General features: G+C 62.0%; 15 protein-coding genes. 9 read left to right on the forward strand and 6 right to left on the reverse strand.

Annotation, left to right across the window (positions count from 1 at the left end; translation table 11 throughout):
- Positions 1-5 precede the first annotated feature (5 nt).
- Genes GPL20_RS02495 through GPL20_RS02515 form a run of 5 tightly spaced genes read left to right on the forward strand, consistent with a single transcriptional unit; the run spans position 6 to position 4394 of the window.
- Complete coding sequence (locus GPL20_RS02495) at positions 6-734, forward strand: ABC transporter ATP-binding protein (protein WP_157327322.1); 729 nt, start codon at positions 6-8, stop codon at positions 732-734.
- Positions 731-1477, forward strand: a complete 747-nt coding sequence (locus GPL20_RS02500; RefSeq protein ID WP_157327324.1) for an ABC transporter ATP-binding protein — start codon at positions 731-733, stop codon at positions 1475-1477. Before GPL20_RS02495 ends, GPL20_RS02500 begins: the two co-directional genes overlap by 4 nt.
- Positions 1464-2324, forward strand: a complete 861-nt coding sequence (locus GPL20_RS02505; RefSeq protein ID WP_157327326.1) for a branched-chain amino acid ABC transporter permease — start codon at positions 1464-1466, stop codon at positions 2322-2324. Before GPL20_RS02500 ends, GPL20_RS02505 begins: the two co-directional genes overlap by 14 nt.
- Before the next feature lie 18 nt (positions 2325-2342).
- Positions 2343-3356, forward strand: a complete 1014-nt coding sequence (locus GPL20_RS02510; RefSeq protein WP_157327328.1) for a branched-chain amino acid ABC transporter permease — start codon at positions 2343-2345, stop codon at positions 3354-3356.
- A gap of 6 nt (positions 3357-3362) precedes the next feature.
- Positions 3363-4394, forward strand: a complete 1032-nt coding sequence (locus tag GPL20_RS02515) for an alcohol dehydrogenase catalytic domain-containing protein (protein WP_157327330.1) — start codon at positions 3363-3365, stop codon at positions 4392-4394.
- A gap of 60 nt (positions 4395-4454) precedes the next feature.
- On the opposite strand, the gene GPL20_RS02520 is transcribed toward GPL20_RS02515, so the two are convergent.
- Positions 4455-7547 (reverse strand): efflux RND transporter permease subunit, encoded by a 3093-nt coding sequence (locus GPL20_RS02520; protein WP_157327333.1) that lies wholly within the window; start codon positions 7545-7547, stop codon positions 4455-4457.
- Complete coding sequence (locus GPL20_RS02525) at positions 7544-8635, reverse strand: efflux RND transporter periplasmic adaptor subunit (RefSeq protein WP_157327335.1); 1092 nt, start codon at positions 8633-8635, stop codon at positions 7544-7546. The genes GPL20_RS02520 and GPL20_RS02525 overlap by 4 nt, the downstream gene beginning before the upstream one ends.
- 256 nt (positions 8636-8891) lie before the next feature.
- On the opposite strand from GPL20_RS02525, the gene GPL20_RS02530 reads away from it, so the two are divergent.
- Both GPL20_RS02530 and GPL20_RS02535 read left to right on the forward strand, forming a co-directional pair.
- Positions 8892-9620: a response regulator gene (locus GPL20_RS02530; protein ID WP_157327337.1), complete on the forward strand. Its 729-nt coding sequence runs from the start codon at positions 8892-8894 to the stop codon at positions 9618-9620.
- Entirely contained in the window at positions 9617-10849 is a 1233-nt protein-coding gene (locus tag GPL20_RS02535) for a sensor histidine kinase (protein ID WP_254125361.1), read from the forward strand. The genes GPL20_RS02530 and GPL20_RS02535 overlap by 4 nt, the downstream gene beginning before the upstream one ends.
- Before the next feature lie 177 nt (positions 10850-11026).
- Here the strand turns inward: GPL20_RS02535 and GPL20_RS02540 are convergent, their stop codons facing one another.
- Together GPL20_RS02540 and GPL20_RS02545 are read right to left on the reverse strand one after the other, a co-directional pair.
- Complete coding sequence (locus GPL20_RS02540) at positions 11027-12262, reverse strand: patatin-like phospholipase family protein (protein WP_157327339.1); 1236 nt, start codon at positions 12260-12262, stop codon at positions 11027-11029.
- Between the two features lie 181 nt (positions 12263-12443).
- Positions 12444-13421, reverse strand: coding sequence for a DUF3313 domain-containing protein (locus GPL20_RS02545; protein ID WP_157327341.1), 978 nt, complete (start codon positions 13419-13421; stop codon positions 12444-12446).
- A gap of 188 nt (positions 13422-13609) precedes the next feature.
- On the opposite strand from GPL20_RS02545, the gene GPL20_RS02550 reads away from it, so the two are divergent.
- Positions 13610-14332, forward strand: coding sequence for a response regulator transcription factor (locus GPL20_RS02550; protein ID WP_157327480.1), 723 nt, complete (start codon positions 13610-13612; stop codon positions 14330-14332).
- Between the two features lie 52 nt (positions 14333-14384).
- Here GPL20_RS02550 and GPL20_RS02555 read toward each other — a convergent pair whose 3' ends face one another.
- Positions 14385-14828: a hypothetical protein gene (locus tag GPL20_RS02555; RefSeq protein WP_246250026.1), complete on the reverse strand. Its 444-nt coding sequence runs from the start codon at positions 14826-14828 to the stop codon at positions 14385-14387.
- A 46-nt stretch (positions 14829-14874) separates the two neighbouring features.
- On the opposite strand from GPL20_RS02555, the gene GPL20_RS38645 reads away from it, so the two are divergent.
- Positions 14875-15015, forward strand: coding sequence for a hypothetical protein (locus GPL20_RS38645; protein WP_167532824.1), 141 nt, complete (start codon positions 14875-14877; stop codon positions 15013-15015).
- A gap of 248 nt (positions 15016-15263) precedes the next feature.
- Here the strand turns inward: GPL20_RS38645 and GPL20_RS02560 are convergent, their stop codons facing one another.
- The gene (locus tag GPL20_RS02560; protein ID WP_157327343.1) at positions 15264-18413 is read right to left on the reverse strand and encodes an efflux RND transporter permease subunit; all 3150 of its coding nucleotides are present in this window, start codon (positions 18411-18413) and stop codon (positions 15264-15266) included.
- Positions 18414-18416 lie beyond the last annotated feature (3 nt).

The raw sequence follows: 18416 nt of genomic DNA on the forward strand, positions 1-18416 counted from the left end.
TCTTGATGAGTGGCAATCCGCTGTTGTCGGTGCAAGGTCTCGGAAAGGCTTTCGGGGCCTTGCGCGTCATTCAGGACATCTCCTTCGATGTCCGCGAAGGCGAGGTGCTCGGCATTCTAGGTCCGAACGGTGCCGGGAAGACCACGCTGTTCAACCTGATCAGCGGCGATCTGGCGACAGAAACGGGAGAGATCTGCCTTTCCAGCGAGAAACTGACGAACGAGCCGCCCCACATCCGATGCCGAAAGGGCATCGGTCGCACCTACCAGATCCCGAAACCCTATGGCGGCATGACGACATTCGAGAATTTGCTCGTCACGGCCATGTTCGGCGCGAAGCTCGACGAAGATGCCGCGCATCGCAGTTGCGCGGCGGTCCTTAGGGAGTGCGGGCTCGCCGACAAAGCCAATCGGCGCGCGGGATCGCTGACGCTGCTCGATCGCAAGCGGCTGGAATTGGCACGTGCACTGGCGGGTAATCCAAAGCTGCTGCTGCTCGACGAGATCGCCGGCGGCCTGACAGATCAGGAGTCCCGGGAGTTGGTCGATCTCGTTCGGAGGATCCGGGAGCGAGGCATCACCGTTCTGTGGATCGAGCACGTGCTGCATGCCGTGCTGGCGGTCGCCAGCCGCATCATCGTACTCAATTTCGGCGAGATGATCGCCGACGGCGCGCCCCAGATGGTGATCGCCGACCCGGATGTGCGGCGCATCTACATGGGGCTCGAGGCATGAGCGAAGAGCCAATGCTCTCGACCCACGCGCTCACCGCGGGGTATGGAGACTTCCAGGCGTTGTTCGGCGTCGATTTCGAGGTGCGCGCCGGCGAGGTCGTTGCCCTGATCGGTGCGAATGGCGCTGGGAAATCAACCCTGCTGCGGTCGATCCTCGGGTTGCTTTCGGTCGCACGCGACATGGTTCGCTTCAGGGGCGAGTCCGTCGGCGGGAGCAAGCCGCACGCGATGGTCCGGAACGGCATCGGCATTGTCCCGGAAGGCCGCCGGCTGTTCGCGGGCATGAGCATCGAGGACAATCTGCGCGTCGCGATCGACTACGGGCGCAAGCCGCAGAGAGGCGAGAACGTTGCCTCACTCTGGACGATCGAGCGGATCTACAAGCTGTTTCCGATCCTCCGCGAGCGCCGCGATCAGGTGGTCCATAACCTGTCGGGCGGCCAGCAGCAGATGGTGGCGATCGGTCGCGCCCTGTTGACGCAGCCGATGGTGCTGTTGTGCGACGAGATCTCGCTGGGCCTTGCGCCGAAGGTCATTCACGAAATCTACGACGTCCTGCCGATGATCCGCCAGGCCGGCACTGCGCTCGTTCTGGTGGAGCAGGACGTCTCGCTGGCGCAGCGCGCCTCCGATCGCCTGTATTGCATGCTGGAAGGACGCATCACGCTCACCGGCGACTCGAACACGATGACCCGCGAGGCGATCGCCGAGGCTTATTTCGGAGCCAATCATGCAGTGGCTTGATGCGCTGATTCAGGGCGTTCTGCTCGGCGGCATGTATGCCCAGTACGCGCTCGGCATGGCGTTGATGTTCGGGGTCATGCGCATCGTCAACATTGCGCATGGCGACCTGATGATCCTGCTGGCGTTGACGGGCATTTCGCTTGCGGCTGCGTTCTCGCTGGGAACGTTGTCGCTCATTGTCGTCCTGGTGCCGCTCGCAGCGGCCCTCGGCTGGGCCTTGCAGCGCGGTATCCTCAACAAGGTCGTCGGCGAGGATCCGTTGCCCTCCCTGATCGCCACGTTCGGCCTGTCCATCGCACTCCAGAATCTGATGCTCCAGATCTGGTCGGCGGATACGCGGTCATTGCGAGGCGGCGGGTTGGAGAGCGCATCGATCGATCTCGGCGGCGTCTATATCGGGGTGCTTCCGGTCATCGTGCTGGTTACGGCGATCGTCCTGACGGCCAGCCTCGATTTTGTCATCCGTGGAACGCGCTTCGGGCGTGGATTGCGGGCAGCGGCCGCCGACACCGAGGCGGCGGCCATGACCGGCGTCAATCCCAAGACCATCTACGCCGCGTCGACTGCAATCGCCGTGGCGATTCTCGGCATCGCCGCGGTCTTCCAGTCGCTCCGCGCCACGGTGTCTCCCGCCGATGGCCCGGCGCAACTGATCTACGCCTTCGAGGCGGTCATCATCGGCGGCATGGGCTCACTCTGGGGCGCCTTTGTGGGGTCGATGGTGCTCGGCGTTGCACAGGCGATCGGCTTTCGCATCGACCCCGGCTGGGGGATCCTGTTCGGGCACGTCATATTCCTTGCAGCCCTCGCCATCCGGCCCGAGGGCGTGATGATGAAGCGCAGGTGACGTGTGGTGGCAAACGAGATGACGACCCTTCCGATCGTGAATGTACAGCGCCACACTTTGTCGAGCCGCATCGCGATGTCACTGTCGGTCGTGGCACTCATGGCGCTCATTGCCATGCCGTGGTGGGCCGACAGTGGATGGATCCGCTGGGCGGTCGAGCTCAGTTGCTACATCGCGATCGCCCAGATGTGGAACCTGCTCGCCGGCTACGCCGGGCTCGTGTCGGTGGGCCAGCAGGCCTTCATTGGAGCGGCCGGATATGCGCTCTTCGTTCTGTGCCAGAAGTTCGGCGTCAATCCGTTCCTTGCGGTCCCGCTGGCGATGATCGTCCCGGCAATTCTGTCGGTGCCGACCTATCTGCTCCTTCACCGTCTCGACGGTCCATATTTCGCCATCGGCACGTGGGTGGTCGCCGAGGCCGTCCGGCTCGTGACGACAAACCTCGACTTCGTGAACGCAGGCGCGGGGCTCACCCTGCGCGTGATGACGCAATACCGCCTGCATGAGCGGGAAGTCGCCATGACCATATTGTGTGCGATCCTCCTGCTCGTCACCGTCGGCGGCTCCTACTGGCTGCTGCGCTCGCGTCATGGACTCGCCTTGACCGCCATGCGGGACAATCCCGTATCGGCCGGCAGCCAGGGCGTGAACGTGTCCAGGTTGCGTTTTCTGGTATTCATCGCCGCCGCGGTCGGCACGGGTTTCGCCGGCGCTATCTACTACATGGCGCAGTTGCGTATCACGCCGGCCTCCGGCTACGACCCCAAATGGGCATCCATCAGCATCTTCATCGTGATGGTCGGCGGCATCGGCTCCATCGAGGGCGCGATCATCGGTGCGCTGCTCTATTTCTTTGCGGACCGTTTCTTCAGCCAATATGGCGCGATCTACATGGTGGTCCTTGGCTGCCTGACCTTGTTCATGGCGATCTATGCCCGCGGCGGCATCTGGGGCTTCGTGTCGAGCCGTTTCGACGCGCCGTGGTTTCCGGTCGGGCGAAGGCTGGTCCTTCCGAACGACAAGGGAACGTGAACGATCATGAAAGCGGCCATTTTCGAGCAACTCGGCAAGCCCCTTCGGATCGGCTCCGTCGCCGACCCGAAACCAGGTCACGGACAGGTGCTGCTGAAGATCTGCCGCTGCGGCATCTGCGGGAGCGATCTCCACATGACGGAAGATCCCACCTTCGCGTTGAACGCCGGTGCCGTGATCGGCCATGAGTTTTCCGGGGAAGTGCTTGAAGTCGGCCGCGATGTGACGGAATTCGCGGTGGGCGACCACGTGTCGGCGGCCCCATTGAAAGGCTGCGGGAACTGCTCGTCATGCAAGGTTGGTGAACCTGCATGGTGCCACGACACCATGCAGTTGATCGGCGGAGGCTACGCCGAATATGCCGCCCTGGACGCGATCCAGTGCCGCAGACTACCCTGGGGGATATCTGCCGCCGACGGCGCGCTGGCCGAGCCGCTCGCGGTCGCCCTGCACGGCGTCATGCGCGCGGCCATGAAACCCGGCGAGCGGGTCCTGATCGTGGGCGCCGGGCCGATTGGCCTCGCGGTCGCGTTCTGGGCGCGACGACTGGGAGCGATCCGCGTCGCGATTGCCGACCTGCACGACCATCAGCAGGAGCGCGCCATGTCGCTCGGAGCCACTGGCTTCGTGCTTTCGGGAGACGACATGACCGCGCGGGTGGCGCAGGCCTGCGGCGGGGCGCCGGATATCGTCTTTGAATGCGTCGGCAAGCCCGGCCTCATCGACCACTGCATCGGGCTTGTCCGGCCGCGTGGCCGCGTCCTTGTGCTCGGCCTGTGCACGGTGCCCGACCGAATGGACAGCTTCCGGGCCATCTCCAAGGAGGTGCAGGTCATCATGTCGGTCTTTTTTGACATGCACGAATTTGCACAGGCAATCGAAGCGCTCGATTCCGGCCGTTATCGTCCCCAAAATCTGGTGTCCGACGTGGTGAGCCTCGACGCGATGCCTGGGACATTCGAAGCGCTCCGGAAGCGAACGACCCAATGCAAGGTCCTTGTGGACCCGTTCGCGCTCACCCCGGATCGTTCGCTCTGAACATTTGCGTCGATCGCGACCGGCCGAGCTCTGCTGGTGGGACGGCGATGCTTCGCCGTCTCAAATGCCCCCTGCACGCTCCGTCTTGCGTGCCCGGAAAACCTGCCCAACCCAGCCCTGCAAATCGTCCATGACCGTGAAAAATGCCGGCACATACACCAGGCTGAGAACCGTCGAGCTGAACAACCCACCGATCACGGCGATAGCCATGGGTGCGCGCCGTTCTGCATCGGCTCCCATTCCCAGGGCGATCGGCAACATGCCCGCGCTCATGGCGATCGTGGTCATCACGATCGGGCGAGCCCGCTTGCGGGCGGCCTCCAGCAGGGCATGTATGCGATCCTGGCCGCGGTCCCGGCGGGCGACGATCGCGTACTCGACCAGGAGAATCGAGTTCTTCGCGGCTATTCCCATCAGCATCAGCATGCCGATCAGAACCGGCAGAGAGATCGACGTTCGTGTCAGGAGCAGCAGGCCAAGTGCTCCCCCGATGGACAACGGAAGCGCGGTCAGAATCGTGACGGGTTGAACGAACCCGTCGAACAGCAGGGCAAGAACGACAAAAAGCAGAACGATCGCCGATCCCACCGCAAGCTTGAAGCCATCGAACAACTCCTCCATGCGTTCGGAATCACCCGCCGGCTTGTAGACTACTCCCGCCGGCAGACGCTTGATCGAGGGCATGTTCGCCACCAGGCGTTCGGCCTCACCGACAGTCAGGCCGCTCAACTCGGCCTCGACCGTCTCGCTGCGGGTGCGATCGGTCCGTTCGATCTGAAGCGGACCCGAGCCAAGGGAGATGTCGGCAACAGACGAGAGCGGCACCGGCTTGTCGAAGGCCGGGACCTGCAGCATCGCCACACGAGAAAGGTCGCTGCGTGCATTTTCGTTCAGGAGAACGCGGACCGGTATCTGTCTGGCGCCAAGGCTGTATTTTGAAAGATTCTGATCGATGTCGCCCACGGTGGCGATGTTCACGGTTTTCGCGATCGATGTCGTGGATACTCCAAGCGCCGCGGCCTTGTCCCGCTTGGGTGTCATCTGCAGCTCGGGTCTTGCGAAGCTGCTCATCACTCTCGCGCGATGAAATCCTGGTGTGACGCGCATGTCCTGCGCCAATTGCCTCGCAGAATCGGCAAGCGCCACCGGATCGTCGCTCAACAGGGACACCTGGATCTTCGCGCCGGACGAACCATCCTCCCCCAGCCGGATCCGAACGCCGGGAACCATCAACAGTTGGCGCCCGATCGAGGCCTCGAACTCCTGCTGCGAGACGGCTCTCTCCGCTCTTGGGATGAGGTTGACCGTAATCGTCGCCCTTCTGACCTCGCCGACCGAAGTCGAAAGGTCGCCCGGTCCGGTCAGTGTCGAAGTCTCGGTTCCGAGCGCCGAATAGACCGATGCCACTTCAGGTCGCGCCCTCAGCAAAAACGTGACCTTCTGCGTCGCTGCATCGGTTTCCTGCAACGTCGCTCCCGGTGACAATTCGACGCTGAGAATCGTGCGGCCGCGATCGGCGGCAGGCATGAAATCCGCAGGAAGGGACGGAACCAGCGCGAGCGAGGCCAGGAAGAATATGACCCCTGCGAAGATCGTTACCCATCGATATCTTAGGGTCCAATGCAACATGCGGGCGTAGTAACGCACCCATGCCGGCTCGCGATGCTCGTTGCCGGTTGCCTTCAGAAGAAAGGCCGCCATCAACGGCGTAAGCAGGCGCGCAACGACGAGGGAAAAGAAGACCGAGCTGCAGACGGCGATCGAGAAGGCCTTGAAGAATTGGCCCGGAATGCCCGGCATCAACCCGACGGGTGCGAAAACCACGATGATCGCGAATGTCGTGGCAACGACGGCCAGGCCGATTTCGTCGGCCGCATCGATGGCAGCATCGTAGACGCTCTTCCCGGACTGTCGGATGTGCCGAACGATATTCTCGATTTCCACGATGGCATCGTCGACGAGGATACCTACGACCAGGGCAATCGCGAGCAAGGTGATGTTGTTCAGCGACTGGTTCAGCGCATACATCACCGCAAATGTCGGGATCAGGGACAAAGGCAATGCCGCGCTGGAAATCAATGTCGCCCGGACGTCCCGCAGGAACACCCAGACGACGAGAACGGCCAGCAGAGCGCCCAACGCAAGCGCCTCGATCGCGGCGTCGTACCCCTCGACCACGGCGTCGGTCGAGGAGGTTACTTCGAGAATGCGCACGCCTGGATGAGCGGCCGCGAATTCCGTCATCCGCTTCCGGACGTCCCGCGTCACGGCGAACTCGCCCGTGCCGACCGCCCGGTAGACACTGAAACCGACGACCTCCCGATCGTTGAGACGGGACCTCTGGCGCGGCTCCGCCCAGGACCGTTCGACGGAGCCAAGCTCGGAGAGCTTGACGCTGCGTCCGTCGCTGAATGCGATGCGCATATCCTTCAGGCGCGCGACATCCGACACGCTGCCGATCGTGCGAATGGCCTGTTCGGCTCCCCCCAGAGTCGCGCGGCCGCCGGGTTGAACGATGTTCTGATTCCTGATCAGGTCGGAAACCTCGACGGCCGTCAGATCAAGCGCCATCAGCCTGTCGGGGTCGAGCTTGACCGCAATCTCGGCTTCCACGCCGCCGGATCGCGAGATCCTCGACACGCCGGGCACCGCAAGGGCGGCCTTGGCGATGTCGTTGTCGATGAACCAACTCAAATCGTCGGGCGCCATCGTAGGCGCATCCACAATGAACGTAAGGATGGCCTGTCCCGTCGCCTCCACGCGCCGGACCATCGGGTCGAGGACCCCTTGCGGCAATTTCGAACGGATCGAGACGACGGCATCGCGAACGTCATTCGTCGCCCGGTCGATGTCTGTGCCGATCGCGAATTCGACCATGGTCATCGAAACTCCCTCGTTCACGATCGAACGAGTGCGATTGACGGTGCCAAGCCCCGCGACGCTATCCTCGATGAAGCGCGTGACCTGCGTCTCGATTTCCGTCGGCGCGGCCCCGGCCCAGGCGACGCTGACGGTGACCGTCGGGATGTCCATATCGGGCATGTTGTTGAGCCGGAGCTTCGAAAATCCGACAAGGCCCGCCAGGGTCAGCAACAGAAACAGGATCGTGGTCGCGACCGGATTGCGGATCGCCCAGCTGGAGATCTTGTTCATCGCATCGCCCCAGCCCTCGCCGAGGCGGTTTTGACGTTCACGAAATCACCGTCGTTCAGAAGCCCGGCACCCTGGGTCACGATGCGATCTCCTGCATCCAGCCCCCTCAAGACTTCGATATCGTCTGCCGTTCCCGCACCGATTCCGATCTCGGTGAGTGACACCAGATTATCGCGACCGACCTTGAAAACGTGCGCCTTGGCTTCGCGCCAGACCAGAGCCTTGAACGGGACGGTCAGGGCAAGCTTGCTCTCGACCGCGATCTCGACACGGGCGAACATGCCGGGCTTTAGATGCGTGTCGCCGGACAAGGCGACGCGAACCGTACCCAGGCGCGTCTTGGGATCAACGATCGGCGAGACGATCCGCACGATTCCATGCTCGGATTTGCCGGTAGGCCCGACAACGGTCGCATGTTGTTTTGCGCCGACGACCAGAAGATCCGCCTCGATCACGCGGGCATCGACCTCGATGCGGTTGGCCTGAATGAGACGGAACATCTCTGCACCGGCCTGGACCACTTGCCCGATCGCGACCGATCGGGATGAGATCAGGCCGGCGGCGGGCGCGACGATGATCGTCTGCCGATGCCGCGCTTCGGCTTCGTCGAGCTGAGCCTGGGCAGCCTGCAGCCTGGCTTCGGTCGATTTAACGAGGGTCTCGCGCTGCTCGATCATCTGCGCGCTCATCACTCCGGACGAAACGGAATGCGCGCGCGTCACGTCCGAGCGAGCTATTGCGAGGCTCGCCTGAAGCTCGTCGATCGCCGCCTTCTGCTTCGATATCGCGGCCGTCGTGAGAGCCTGACCGAGCCGCGCCAATACCTGCCCCTTGGCGACGACATCGCCCTCGTCGACGGCAATCTCGATCACGGCCAGACCGCCAACCTCCGAGCTGACGGGTATTTCGCGCCAGGCGACGACGTTCCCCGTCGCGGTGATGCTCCTGGTGACCTCCGACTTCTCCACCGACGCGGCGATGACCGTCATTGCGGCCGAGCCGTCCTGCCCATGGGCGGCGGAGTGCGCAAGCAGAAGCACCGCCATCGCAGCGATCCACCCGCACCCGCGTTCGGCAACGCCAATCATCCTGCACCTTCCTCTGCGCTCTGTTCACGGCCGGCCGCGCGGTTATCCGGGGCGCGCTCAACGGCTGATGGACATCGGGATAGAGCGGGAGGATTGCTCGCGTAGAACAATTCGTGTCGGATTGTCTCAGTGGACGCCCATTTATGTCGAAATGTTGCTGGATCGGCCCAAAGCGGCATTTCGTTACGAATCCAGGCTGCTTTCGGTCCCGCTTCGCGATAGAAGGCTGTTCCCGAGCCATTGCCAACAACGGCCCATGAGTGAACAAGCGCCACAGATTCTTGTGGTCGACGACGATCCTGAGATCCGAAAGCTTCTCGCCCGCTATGTCGAAGGACAGTCTTTCCGCGTCCTGCTGGCGTCGAGCTGCAGCGAACTCAAAGAGCGTCTTGCAACCGATCGGATCGACCTCGTCGTCCTGGACGTGATGCTGCCCGACGGGTCCGGTCTGGACGCTTGCCGGGATCTGCGTGCGAGAAGGAACACGACACCGATCATTCTTCTGACCGCGCTCAAGGAGGACGTCGATCGGATCGTAGGCCTGGAGATGGGAGCCGACGACTATCTCGGCAAGCCATTCAATCCGCGAGAACTGGTCGCGCGGATCCGGGCCGTGCTGCGTCGCCGTTCGGAGAACGCCTTTCGCACCCGGGAAGCAAACAAGTATCGGTTCGAAGGACTGCTGGCAGATCCACAACTGCGCAGCGTCATCGACGCGAAAGGCAGCCCGATCGAATTGACCGGCGCAGAGTTCGACCTGCTGCAGGTATTCCTGGATCGGCCGGGACGCGTGCTATCGCGCGACCAGCTTCTCGACCTCACGCGGGGGCGCGAAGGAGACGTGTTCGATCGATCGATCGACGTCCTCGTCAGCCGCTTGAGGCGCAAGCTGGAAAGTTCCGGAACTCCGCGCCTGTTCAAGACGGTTCGCAACGGCGGATATCAGCTCGTGGCAAGGGTCGGGCTCCAGGATGTTCCGTCGTGAACACATTGCGAGCCAAACTCGCCGTGCTCCTCACCGTGGTGATCATTTCCGTGGTCAGCGTGTTGACCGGTGTTCTTGTCTACCTGTTCGATCCCCCGGACGAGCGGCAAGCGATCGCACCTTTGGCGGAGCAGATCGAGTTGCTCGAGAAGGTGATGCGGGTTGCTCCGACCTTGGTCGACATCCAGCAGAAGCCCGCCGGCGGCGAAATCGAGCCCAGGCTCACCGGGTGGCTTCGCGACACGCTGAAAAGTCGGGGCATGCCCCGCGACGTCGTGGTGTCTCGAAAGGATGACAAGCCTGTTCTCTCCATTCCCGTGGATCGCGGCTGGATCATCACCCCAATTCCCGACCTGCCTCCGCAAGGTGGCGTCTTCAACCTGCTTCTGATCTGGCTCGCTGTGATCGCTCTCGGGGCGCTAGCGGTCGCTCTTCTCTTCGCCAACCGCATGGTCAAGCCCCTCGTTCTGCTGGAAAAGGCGATCGAATCCGTGGGGCCGGACGCTCTGCTGCCCGAGCTTGTCATCACTGGGCCCGCCGAGGTGCGCGTCGCCGCGAAGGCACTGAACTCCCTGTCCCGGCGCCTCAAGGTGGCGATGGAAGGTCGGATGCGGCTCGTTGCTGCGGCGGGACACGACCTGCGAACTCCGATCACGCGCATGCGCCTTCGGGCAGAGTTCGTCGAGGACGACGAGGATCGTGCCATGTGGCTGAAGGACATCGACGAGCTCGACCGAATTGCGGATAGCGCAATCCTGCTCGTGAGGGAAGAATCCGGGAAATCCTCTCCCGAATCTCTCAGGCTCGACAATCTGATTTCGGAACTCGTGGATGAATTGCGGACGCTGTCGTACGACGTCACGCTCGTGCGATCCGACGAGGCAGTCGTGCGTGCGAACCGAACCGGTCTCAGTCGCGCCTTCAGGAATCTGCTCATCAACGCTGCCACGCACGGAAATCGGGCCCGGGTCAGCGTCCGGAGCGAGCTATCGGAAGCCGTCGTCGTCATCGAGGATGACGGCCCAGGAATTCCTCCGGACATGATCGGACAGGTCTTCGAGCCCTTCTTCCGCGCCGATCGCGCGCGCACCAAGCATTTCGAAGGCGCTGGACTGGGACTGACGATCGCGAACGAAATTGTGCAACGGGCCCAGGGCACCATCAAGATAGAAAATGGTCCCTGGCGGGGATTGGTTCAGACGGTGAAACTGCCGGCAGAGCCGAGATAGCCGTTCCGAAGCGTGTTGTTGTCGGGTCCGAGGCAGTTCCTAAAGCGCGATGAGATGAGGATGAATCATCATCGCGCTTTAGGTTGTTGTTTGAGCATGATCTTTTCGGAAAACCGCTTCGCACTTTTCCGGATCATGCTCTGGAACGGACGCTGCGCGAGTGCCATTGCCTTCATTTCAGTTCGGCAAAGACAGCGCTTGGGTCGTCCGCCGGAATGCGGGCGGGTTCGTCTTGTTCGCTATTCCCGGCGGCGCTTTCATCCAAGGGTAGCCCTGAAAGCCCGAACGATAGCCTTCGTCGTAGAGAGCCTGCATATACCCTTGTTCGAACGATTTCTCGCGTGTTGCGGCAAAGCCTGACGGAATCGCAGCGAGGTTGAAGTCGGTACCGTCGATCTGCGCCTTCGCATAGATGCGGTAGAGATCGCCGATGCCCTGGTTCTTGATGAGAGTGGAGATCGAGCGCAGCGAGATCGAAAAGATCCCGGCGTCGACAGCTTCCCATTCCGGACTGATCTTTCCGTTTCGTATGACGTACAGGTGCGTGACAGCCCGCCTCCTCGCGAGATCGCCGTCGCGAACGACGAGCGAGGGCCGCGACACGAATACCTGCTGAGTTACCCCGCCATCGACATGCAGTTCCTCATAGGTGCGATCTCCTGCTCGAACCGAGATGCGTACCGGAGGAAAAGCACCTGGAATGGACGCGGAAGCCAGAAGTATCTTGCGAAAGAGCTTGAGGGCTTGCGGATGCCCGCTCATTGCAATCCGTCCCATGTCCCAAAGGACCGGCCGCTGCGCGTCCAGGTTGGTCGTTCCAATGAGCAGCACCCGCCCCCTTCTTCGTTCGTCGGCAATGTCTCGCAGGAAGCGATCGTCGACATATCTGGCGATTAGCTTTTCGAGCGGAGAACTGTCGACCAAGCCGGACCCCAAGAGCGGCGTGACGAGACCGGGATCGTAGATGTCGCTGCGCTGGTATCTGGTGAACGCTTCCTTCAGCTCTGGATCCCTGCTTCGTCCCAGGTAGGCGAAAGGCGCGGTCAGCGCGCCTGTGCTGACGCCCGTGACGAGATCGAAAGCAGGTCTGGTCCCGGCCTCGCCCCAACCGACCAGAAGACCAGCCCCGAACGCACCGTTGTCTCCGCCACCGGAGATAGCCAGCATATTGATCTCTCGCGATTGTCGCTCCGAGAGTCCGCGCGCTTCCACGAGGGAGCCGCCTCTGCTGCCTTTCGTCATGGATAGCGCAGCGAACGATTCGGCCGACGCGTCTCCCCACACGCGGATGTTCGGCATCCCGGCAAGCTCGGCCTCGTCCGCGAGCCGCTCGGGGACGACATTACGCGGAACGACGGTGGCGCATCCGGCGACAAAGCCGGTAACCATGAAAAGCGCGGCCAGGCGCATCATCGCTCTAGACGAGTCCACAGCCGCCACGACCTTTGTGGGGTATTCCTACTCATCCGGTCCAGCCGGACCTGAAGAGTGTGAAGCCGATGTAGATCACAACGCCATAAACTGCCGCCAGGACAGCGGTCATGATCGCGATTTTCACGGCGGCCCACATCGGACGCTTCTGCCTCGGACCAAGCTACTGCTTTCGCGTTGCCTTCGGACCGTCATCCGTCCATTCAGGCGGCAGCCCGAGCTTTCCCCCCACCAGGCCGGCGATACCCGGGGCACGGCCATAGGTCTCGCATGCCGCATATTTCGGAGCGAGACCCATATTCGAGCTGACCTTTTGCCAAGTCGGAAGCTCGATATTGAAGCCCTCGAAGGGACTTTCGCCTTTATTCAGCAGCTTTCCGAAGTCGTCCCCAAAGGCACCGGCGAGTTCGTAGGCGTCGCTCGCTTTCGACGCCCTGGGCGTGCTGAAGAACGCGGTCGCTCCTCTAGCCCACACCATGGCCGCCTGCTGCCGCCCCGTGCGGTCGACCGCTTCGGCTTCGATCGACAGATCACCCAAGCCAATCGGAATGCGCGGCACCGGGATCGGAACGCTCGTATCTACGAAGCTTGCGCCTATCGAGGTGGCTGCCGAGACGCCTGCGGCAACTTCGTCAGTCGGCGTTACGCGGGTAACGGCTGCGCGCACGGTCAGATCGGCCGGCGTGTCCGGCGCGACGAGAGTGAAGCGATCGCTGAGGTTGATGCACAGGGCACGGCTGACCGCGTTGGCAACGAGGAGCCGCTGCTCGTCCGTGAGTTCTGGCGCGACGCTGCGAGGAAAGGCCGTCGGGGCAATGTTCACGGTCTTCGCCACCGCCACCTGCTCTTTCTTGACCTGGAGACGGGACTTCGTGAGCTTCCCGTCGGATTGGTTCAGGCCGTCATACGAGGAAAGACCGCTACCTTGGACGAGCGGCGCGGTCGCGCAGCCCGGGAGCAAGGCAAGCGTAGCCAACGTTGCGAGAAGCACCGCGCGATGCTTGCGATGCCTCCGACTTGCCTCGATACCCGCCCATGACCGTTGCCCCGAAAAGTATATCAAGCCGATTTCGCGCCATGGTCGCCGGAAAACAGCTGACTTGGACGGATTGAAGTGATTGAAATCGACCGCGGAGCGCATTCAAACCCCCTGATTGTTGACCCGGCGCCCTTGATAGATGGGTCACATGGCTCGGAATCTGGCGGGGGATGGCCGAATGTTGCTGCCCGGTGGCCATTTATGTCAAAAGATGTCCAGCCGAGCTGGGGGACAGCCTTCGTTACAAATATTTCGCTTCAAACCGTCCGAACGTGACTAAACCGGCTTCCATGCACATACCGCAAATCCTTATCGTCGATGACGATCTCGAAATCCGAAAGCTGCTGGCCCGCTATATCAAGGAGCAGGGATTTCGTGTGCAACTTGCCTCCAGGTGTGCGGAGGTGCGTGAACGGATTGCCACCAATCAGATTGACCTGATCGTGCTCGACGTCATGCTGCCCGATGGATCCGGGCTCGATCTTTGTCGCGATCTGCGGTCCACGCGGTCGAACATCCCGATCATTCTGCTGACTGCCCTGAAGGAAGACGTGGACCGGATCATCGGCCTGGAGATCGGGGCCGACGACTACCTCGGAAAGCCCTTCAATCCTCGCGAGCTCGTTGCCCGCATCCGCGCAGTGCTCCGCCGCGGTGAAGATGACCGTTCCGCACACCGTGGGAAGGGACGCTACCTTTTCGAAGGCTTCATAGCCGATCCCTCTGCGCGCGCGGTGGTCGATCCACAAGGCGGCAATGTCGAACTGACAGGCGCGGAGTTTGACCTGCTGATGACCTTTCTCGATCGTCCGGGACGCGTGCTCTCGCGAGATCAATTGCTTGATCTGACAAAAGGACGGGATGGAGACGTGTTGGACCGCTCGATCGACGTCCTGATCAGCCGGCTGCGGCGCAAACTTTCGGACAGCGGCGCAACTCACATGTTCAAGACGGTTCGCAACGGCGGCTATCAGCTCGCCGCCAAGGTTGTTCACCTGGACGAGCGTGTATGAGCGGTGGCGGGTTTATTCCGGACGCGTCATCATCGGCGAGGTTCGAGCCGACTCATCGGCGATCGCGAAGAAGATCGATCGAAACCTGCGAAACCCAAGCGCCCGGCGACTCCATGCTGAACGATTGCCGGTTTCCTTTTGTGCGAACGGCCAGCAATGCCGTAATCTTGTCGCCCTCGATTCTCGCATCGATGAAGCCGTTGGCGTTTTGGCCCGAAACCTTGCCGCCGATCCGGTACTGGCTTTCGAACCAGTTGCCCGAAAGTTCCGAACCGTTTTGATCGATGTTTGCATTCAGCTCCATCTTGTAGGCATCGCTCGCGCAGCGAACATCCATTTTCACGGACTGCCCTTCGCTCTTGACGACATAATCCACCTTGCATCTGACACGCTCGGGCGGCCCATCCTTTGGCTTCATCGACCCCACACCCGACCATGAACCGGCCAGATTGTCGAAACTCTGCTGCGCGCAAGCTGGTGTGACGACAGCCGTCAACAGCGCCCCTCCTGCAATCAGTGAGATGAGCGTCCGATTCCTAAGCATGATCGCGATCCTGGCCGGTGCGATCTTCACTACGCTCATGTTCAACCCCGACGAGACTTTCCTTGCGGCGGTACATTCAACGGACCTGCTATCGGTCAAGCTCGACAATGGGGGCTGCAAGATTGCCGTCGCCCGGTGACGCGCTCATTTTCCATATACGAGTTAGATGGCCCGGAATCCGGCTGAACATGACCAGACATTGCTGCTCGACCGCCCTTTATGTCGAAAGATGTCCAGGCGAGTTAGGGGAAAGACTTCGATACAAAAAATCCCCTTCTCCACCCGCGGCCCCGCAGTCACGCGCATGATGCCGGATGCAGACTCTGAGCTACTCGGCCTTTTGCGAACCCTGCAATCAGCCCCCGACTTGGTGTGCCGCGTCGAACGCTACGCTTCGGATGGCTTCGCAGCCGGAGCCTCGACTGTCGCGTCATCGTCCGAGGCCGGCCTCCTGGTCCGCAGCACCTGCAGGACGAACACGAAGAAGGCAGGGACGAAGAGGATCGCAAGGACCGTCGCCGAAATCATGCCGCCGAGTACGCCCGTCCCAATGGCATTCTGGCTGGCCGCGCTCGCGCCCGATGCAATGGCGAGCGGAACGACGCCGAGGGTGAAGGCGAGCGACGTCATGATGATCGGCCGGAACCGGATTCGAGCGGCGTCGACCGCGGCGTCCGCCAGCGATCTGCCCTCCGCGTAATAGTCCTTGGCGAATTCCACGATCAGGATGGCATTCTTCGCCGACAGGCCGATGATGGCGATCAGCCCGACCTTGAAGTAGAGGTCGTTCGGCATTCCTCGGAGCATCACGGCCAGGACGCAGCCGATCACGCCGAGCGGCACGACGAGCATGACCGAGAGCGGGATCGACCAGCTTTCGTAGAGGCCTGCGAGCAGCAGGAAGACGAAGAGGATGCTGAGGCCGAACAGAATTGGCGCCTGCGATCCCGATTTGATCTCTTCCAGCGACTGACCGGTCCATTCGAAGCCTATGCCGTTCGGCAGTTCCGATGCGAGGCGCTCCATCTCGGCGATCGCGGCGCCTGAAGAATAACCTCGGGCCGGCTCGCCCGCGATGCGCACCGTCGGATAACCGTTGTATCCGACGATCTGCGGCGGTCCCTTCCGCCACTGGGCCATGGCAAACGAGGACAGAGGCACCATGCCACCACCCGCATTGCGGACGTTGAGCTTCAGGAGATCCTCCACCCGCAGGCGGTCGTGACCCCGAGCTTGGATGATGACCCGCTGCATGCGGCCGGCGTTCGGGAAGTCGTTGATGTAGGACGATCCGAGATTGGCCGAGATGGTGTTGTTGATGTCGGTAAAGGTGACGCCGAACGTGTTGGCTTTCTCGCGATCGATCACGAGCAGGACCTGCGCGGCGTCGGACAAGCCTTCAATGCGAAGGCCCGCGAGCACCGGACTCTTGCCACCTTTCTCCATGAGTTCGGCCGCCGCTTCCGTGAGCGCCGCCTGGCCCAGATCGTTACGATCCTGCAGCCGAAAGGCGAAGCCGCCGGTGTTGCCGAAGCCCTCGATCGGCGGCGGTGAAAGCGCGAAGCTGGTCGCGTCCTTCAGTGCAAACAATTGCCCATTGGCCCGATCGGCAATCTCCTGGGCGGACTGGCCTGCGCCCCGCGTGTTCCAGTCCTTGAGCGTGACGAACATCAAAGCAGCGTTCGTGCCGTTGCCCGAGAAGCTGTAGCCCTGAATGGCCACGATATCGCTGACGGCAGGCTCCGCCTTGAAGATCTCCTCGATCTGCTTGATCGATGCCAGCGTCCGGTTGGCACTGGCTTCGGGCGGACCCTGGATGTCAACGACCAGGTAACCCTGGTCCTCGTTCGGGAGGAAGGCGCTGGGAAGGCTGATGAAGAAGTAACCGAGGCCGACGACCAGAGCGAGATAGATCACCATCATGCGTCCGGCGCGCCGCACGATGCCGCCGGCAGCGCCGGTGTAGCGATCGGTCAATGCTTCGAATCTGCGGTTGAACCAGCCACCTATTCCCTTCTTCTCGTGGTGACCATGCTTGATCGGTTTGAGGAAGGTCGCGCAAAGCGCCGGCGTCAGCGACAGCGCCAGAAATGCCGAGAACAGGATCGAAACGACCATGGTCAGGCTGAACTGGCGATAGATGATGCCCGTCGACCCAGGGAAGAACGCCATCGGGATGAAGACGGAAGAAAGAACGAGCGTGATCCCGAGGATGGCGCCCGTGATCTGGTCCATGGCCTTCCTGGTGGCGTCCTTCGGTGAAAGTCCCTCCCTCGCCATGATGCGCTCGACGTTCTCGACCACGACGATCGCGTCGTCGACGAGGATGCCGATCGCCAGCACCATCGCGAACATGGTCAGGACGTTGATCGAGAAGCCCGCTGCCAGCATGACCGCGCCGGTGCCGAGCAATGCGATCGGCACGACCAGCGTCGGGATCAGCGTGTAACGGAAGTTCTGCAGGAAGACGAACATCACGACGAAGACGAGCGCAACCGCTTCGAGCAGGGTCTCCAGCACCTTCTCGATCGAGGCCGACACGAAGGGACTGGTGTCGTAGGGCACCGAATATTTGACCCCCGGCGGAAAGAATCGCGACAGCTCATTCATCTTCGCCTCGATGGCGCGTGACGTCGCGACCGCGTTGCCGGTCGAGGAAAGCTGGATGCCGACGGCCGCGCTCGGCTGGCCGTTCAGACGGCTGGAAAAGTTGTAGTTCTCCGCGCCCAGTTCCAGGCGGGCGACGTCCTTGAGCCGAACCGTGCTGCCATCCGGGTTTGCCCGCAGCACGATGTTGCCGAATTCCCCGGTGTTGGCGAGTTGTCCCTTGACGAGAACGGTCGCCGTCAGGTCGGTCGTGACAGGATTGGGCGATGCGCCGATCTGCCCGGCAGCGACCTGGGCGTTCTGTGCCAGGATCGCGCTGTTGATATCGGCGGCGGTCAGCCTGAATCCGACCATCTTGTCCGGATCGATCCAGACTCGCATCGCGCGTTGAGCGGCAAACAACTGCGCACGCCCCACCCCGCGAAGACGGCGCAGTTCGCCAAGCACGTTACGACTCAAGTAATCGCCGAGCGCGACTTCATCGAGCCTGCCATCGGTGGACGTGAGCGACACGATCATGAAGAAGCCGGCTGACGCCTCTTCCACCGTCACGCCCTGCGCGGTCACTGCCGCCGGCAGCCGCGGTTGAATTCGCCGCAGCCTGTTCTGGACGTCGACGGACGCCTGCTCAATGCTGGTGCCGGCTTCGAAGGACACGTTGATGCTGATCGAGCCCGTCGTATCCGACGTCGATTCGAAATACATCAGCCTGGCGGCGCCATTCAGTTCCTCCTCGATCAACCGTGTGACGCCCTGATAGATTTCCTGCGGCGAGGCCCCCGGATATGAGGTCGAGATCGTCAGTTGCGGCGGGGCAACCTTGGGATATTGCGTCACCGGCAGTAGCGGAATCGAGATGGCCCCGGCGATGGTGATGAACAGCGCGAAGACCCAGGCAAGGACCGGCCGCCTGATGAAGAACTGAGCCATCGC

The sequence above is a fragment of the Bradyrhizobium cajani genome, assembly GCF_009759665.1.
GTDB lineage: Bacteria > Pseudomonadota > Alphaproteobacteria > Rhizobiales > Xanthobacteraceae > Bradyrhizobium > Bradyrhizobium cajani.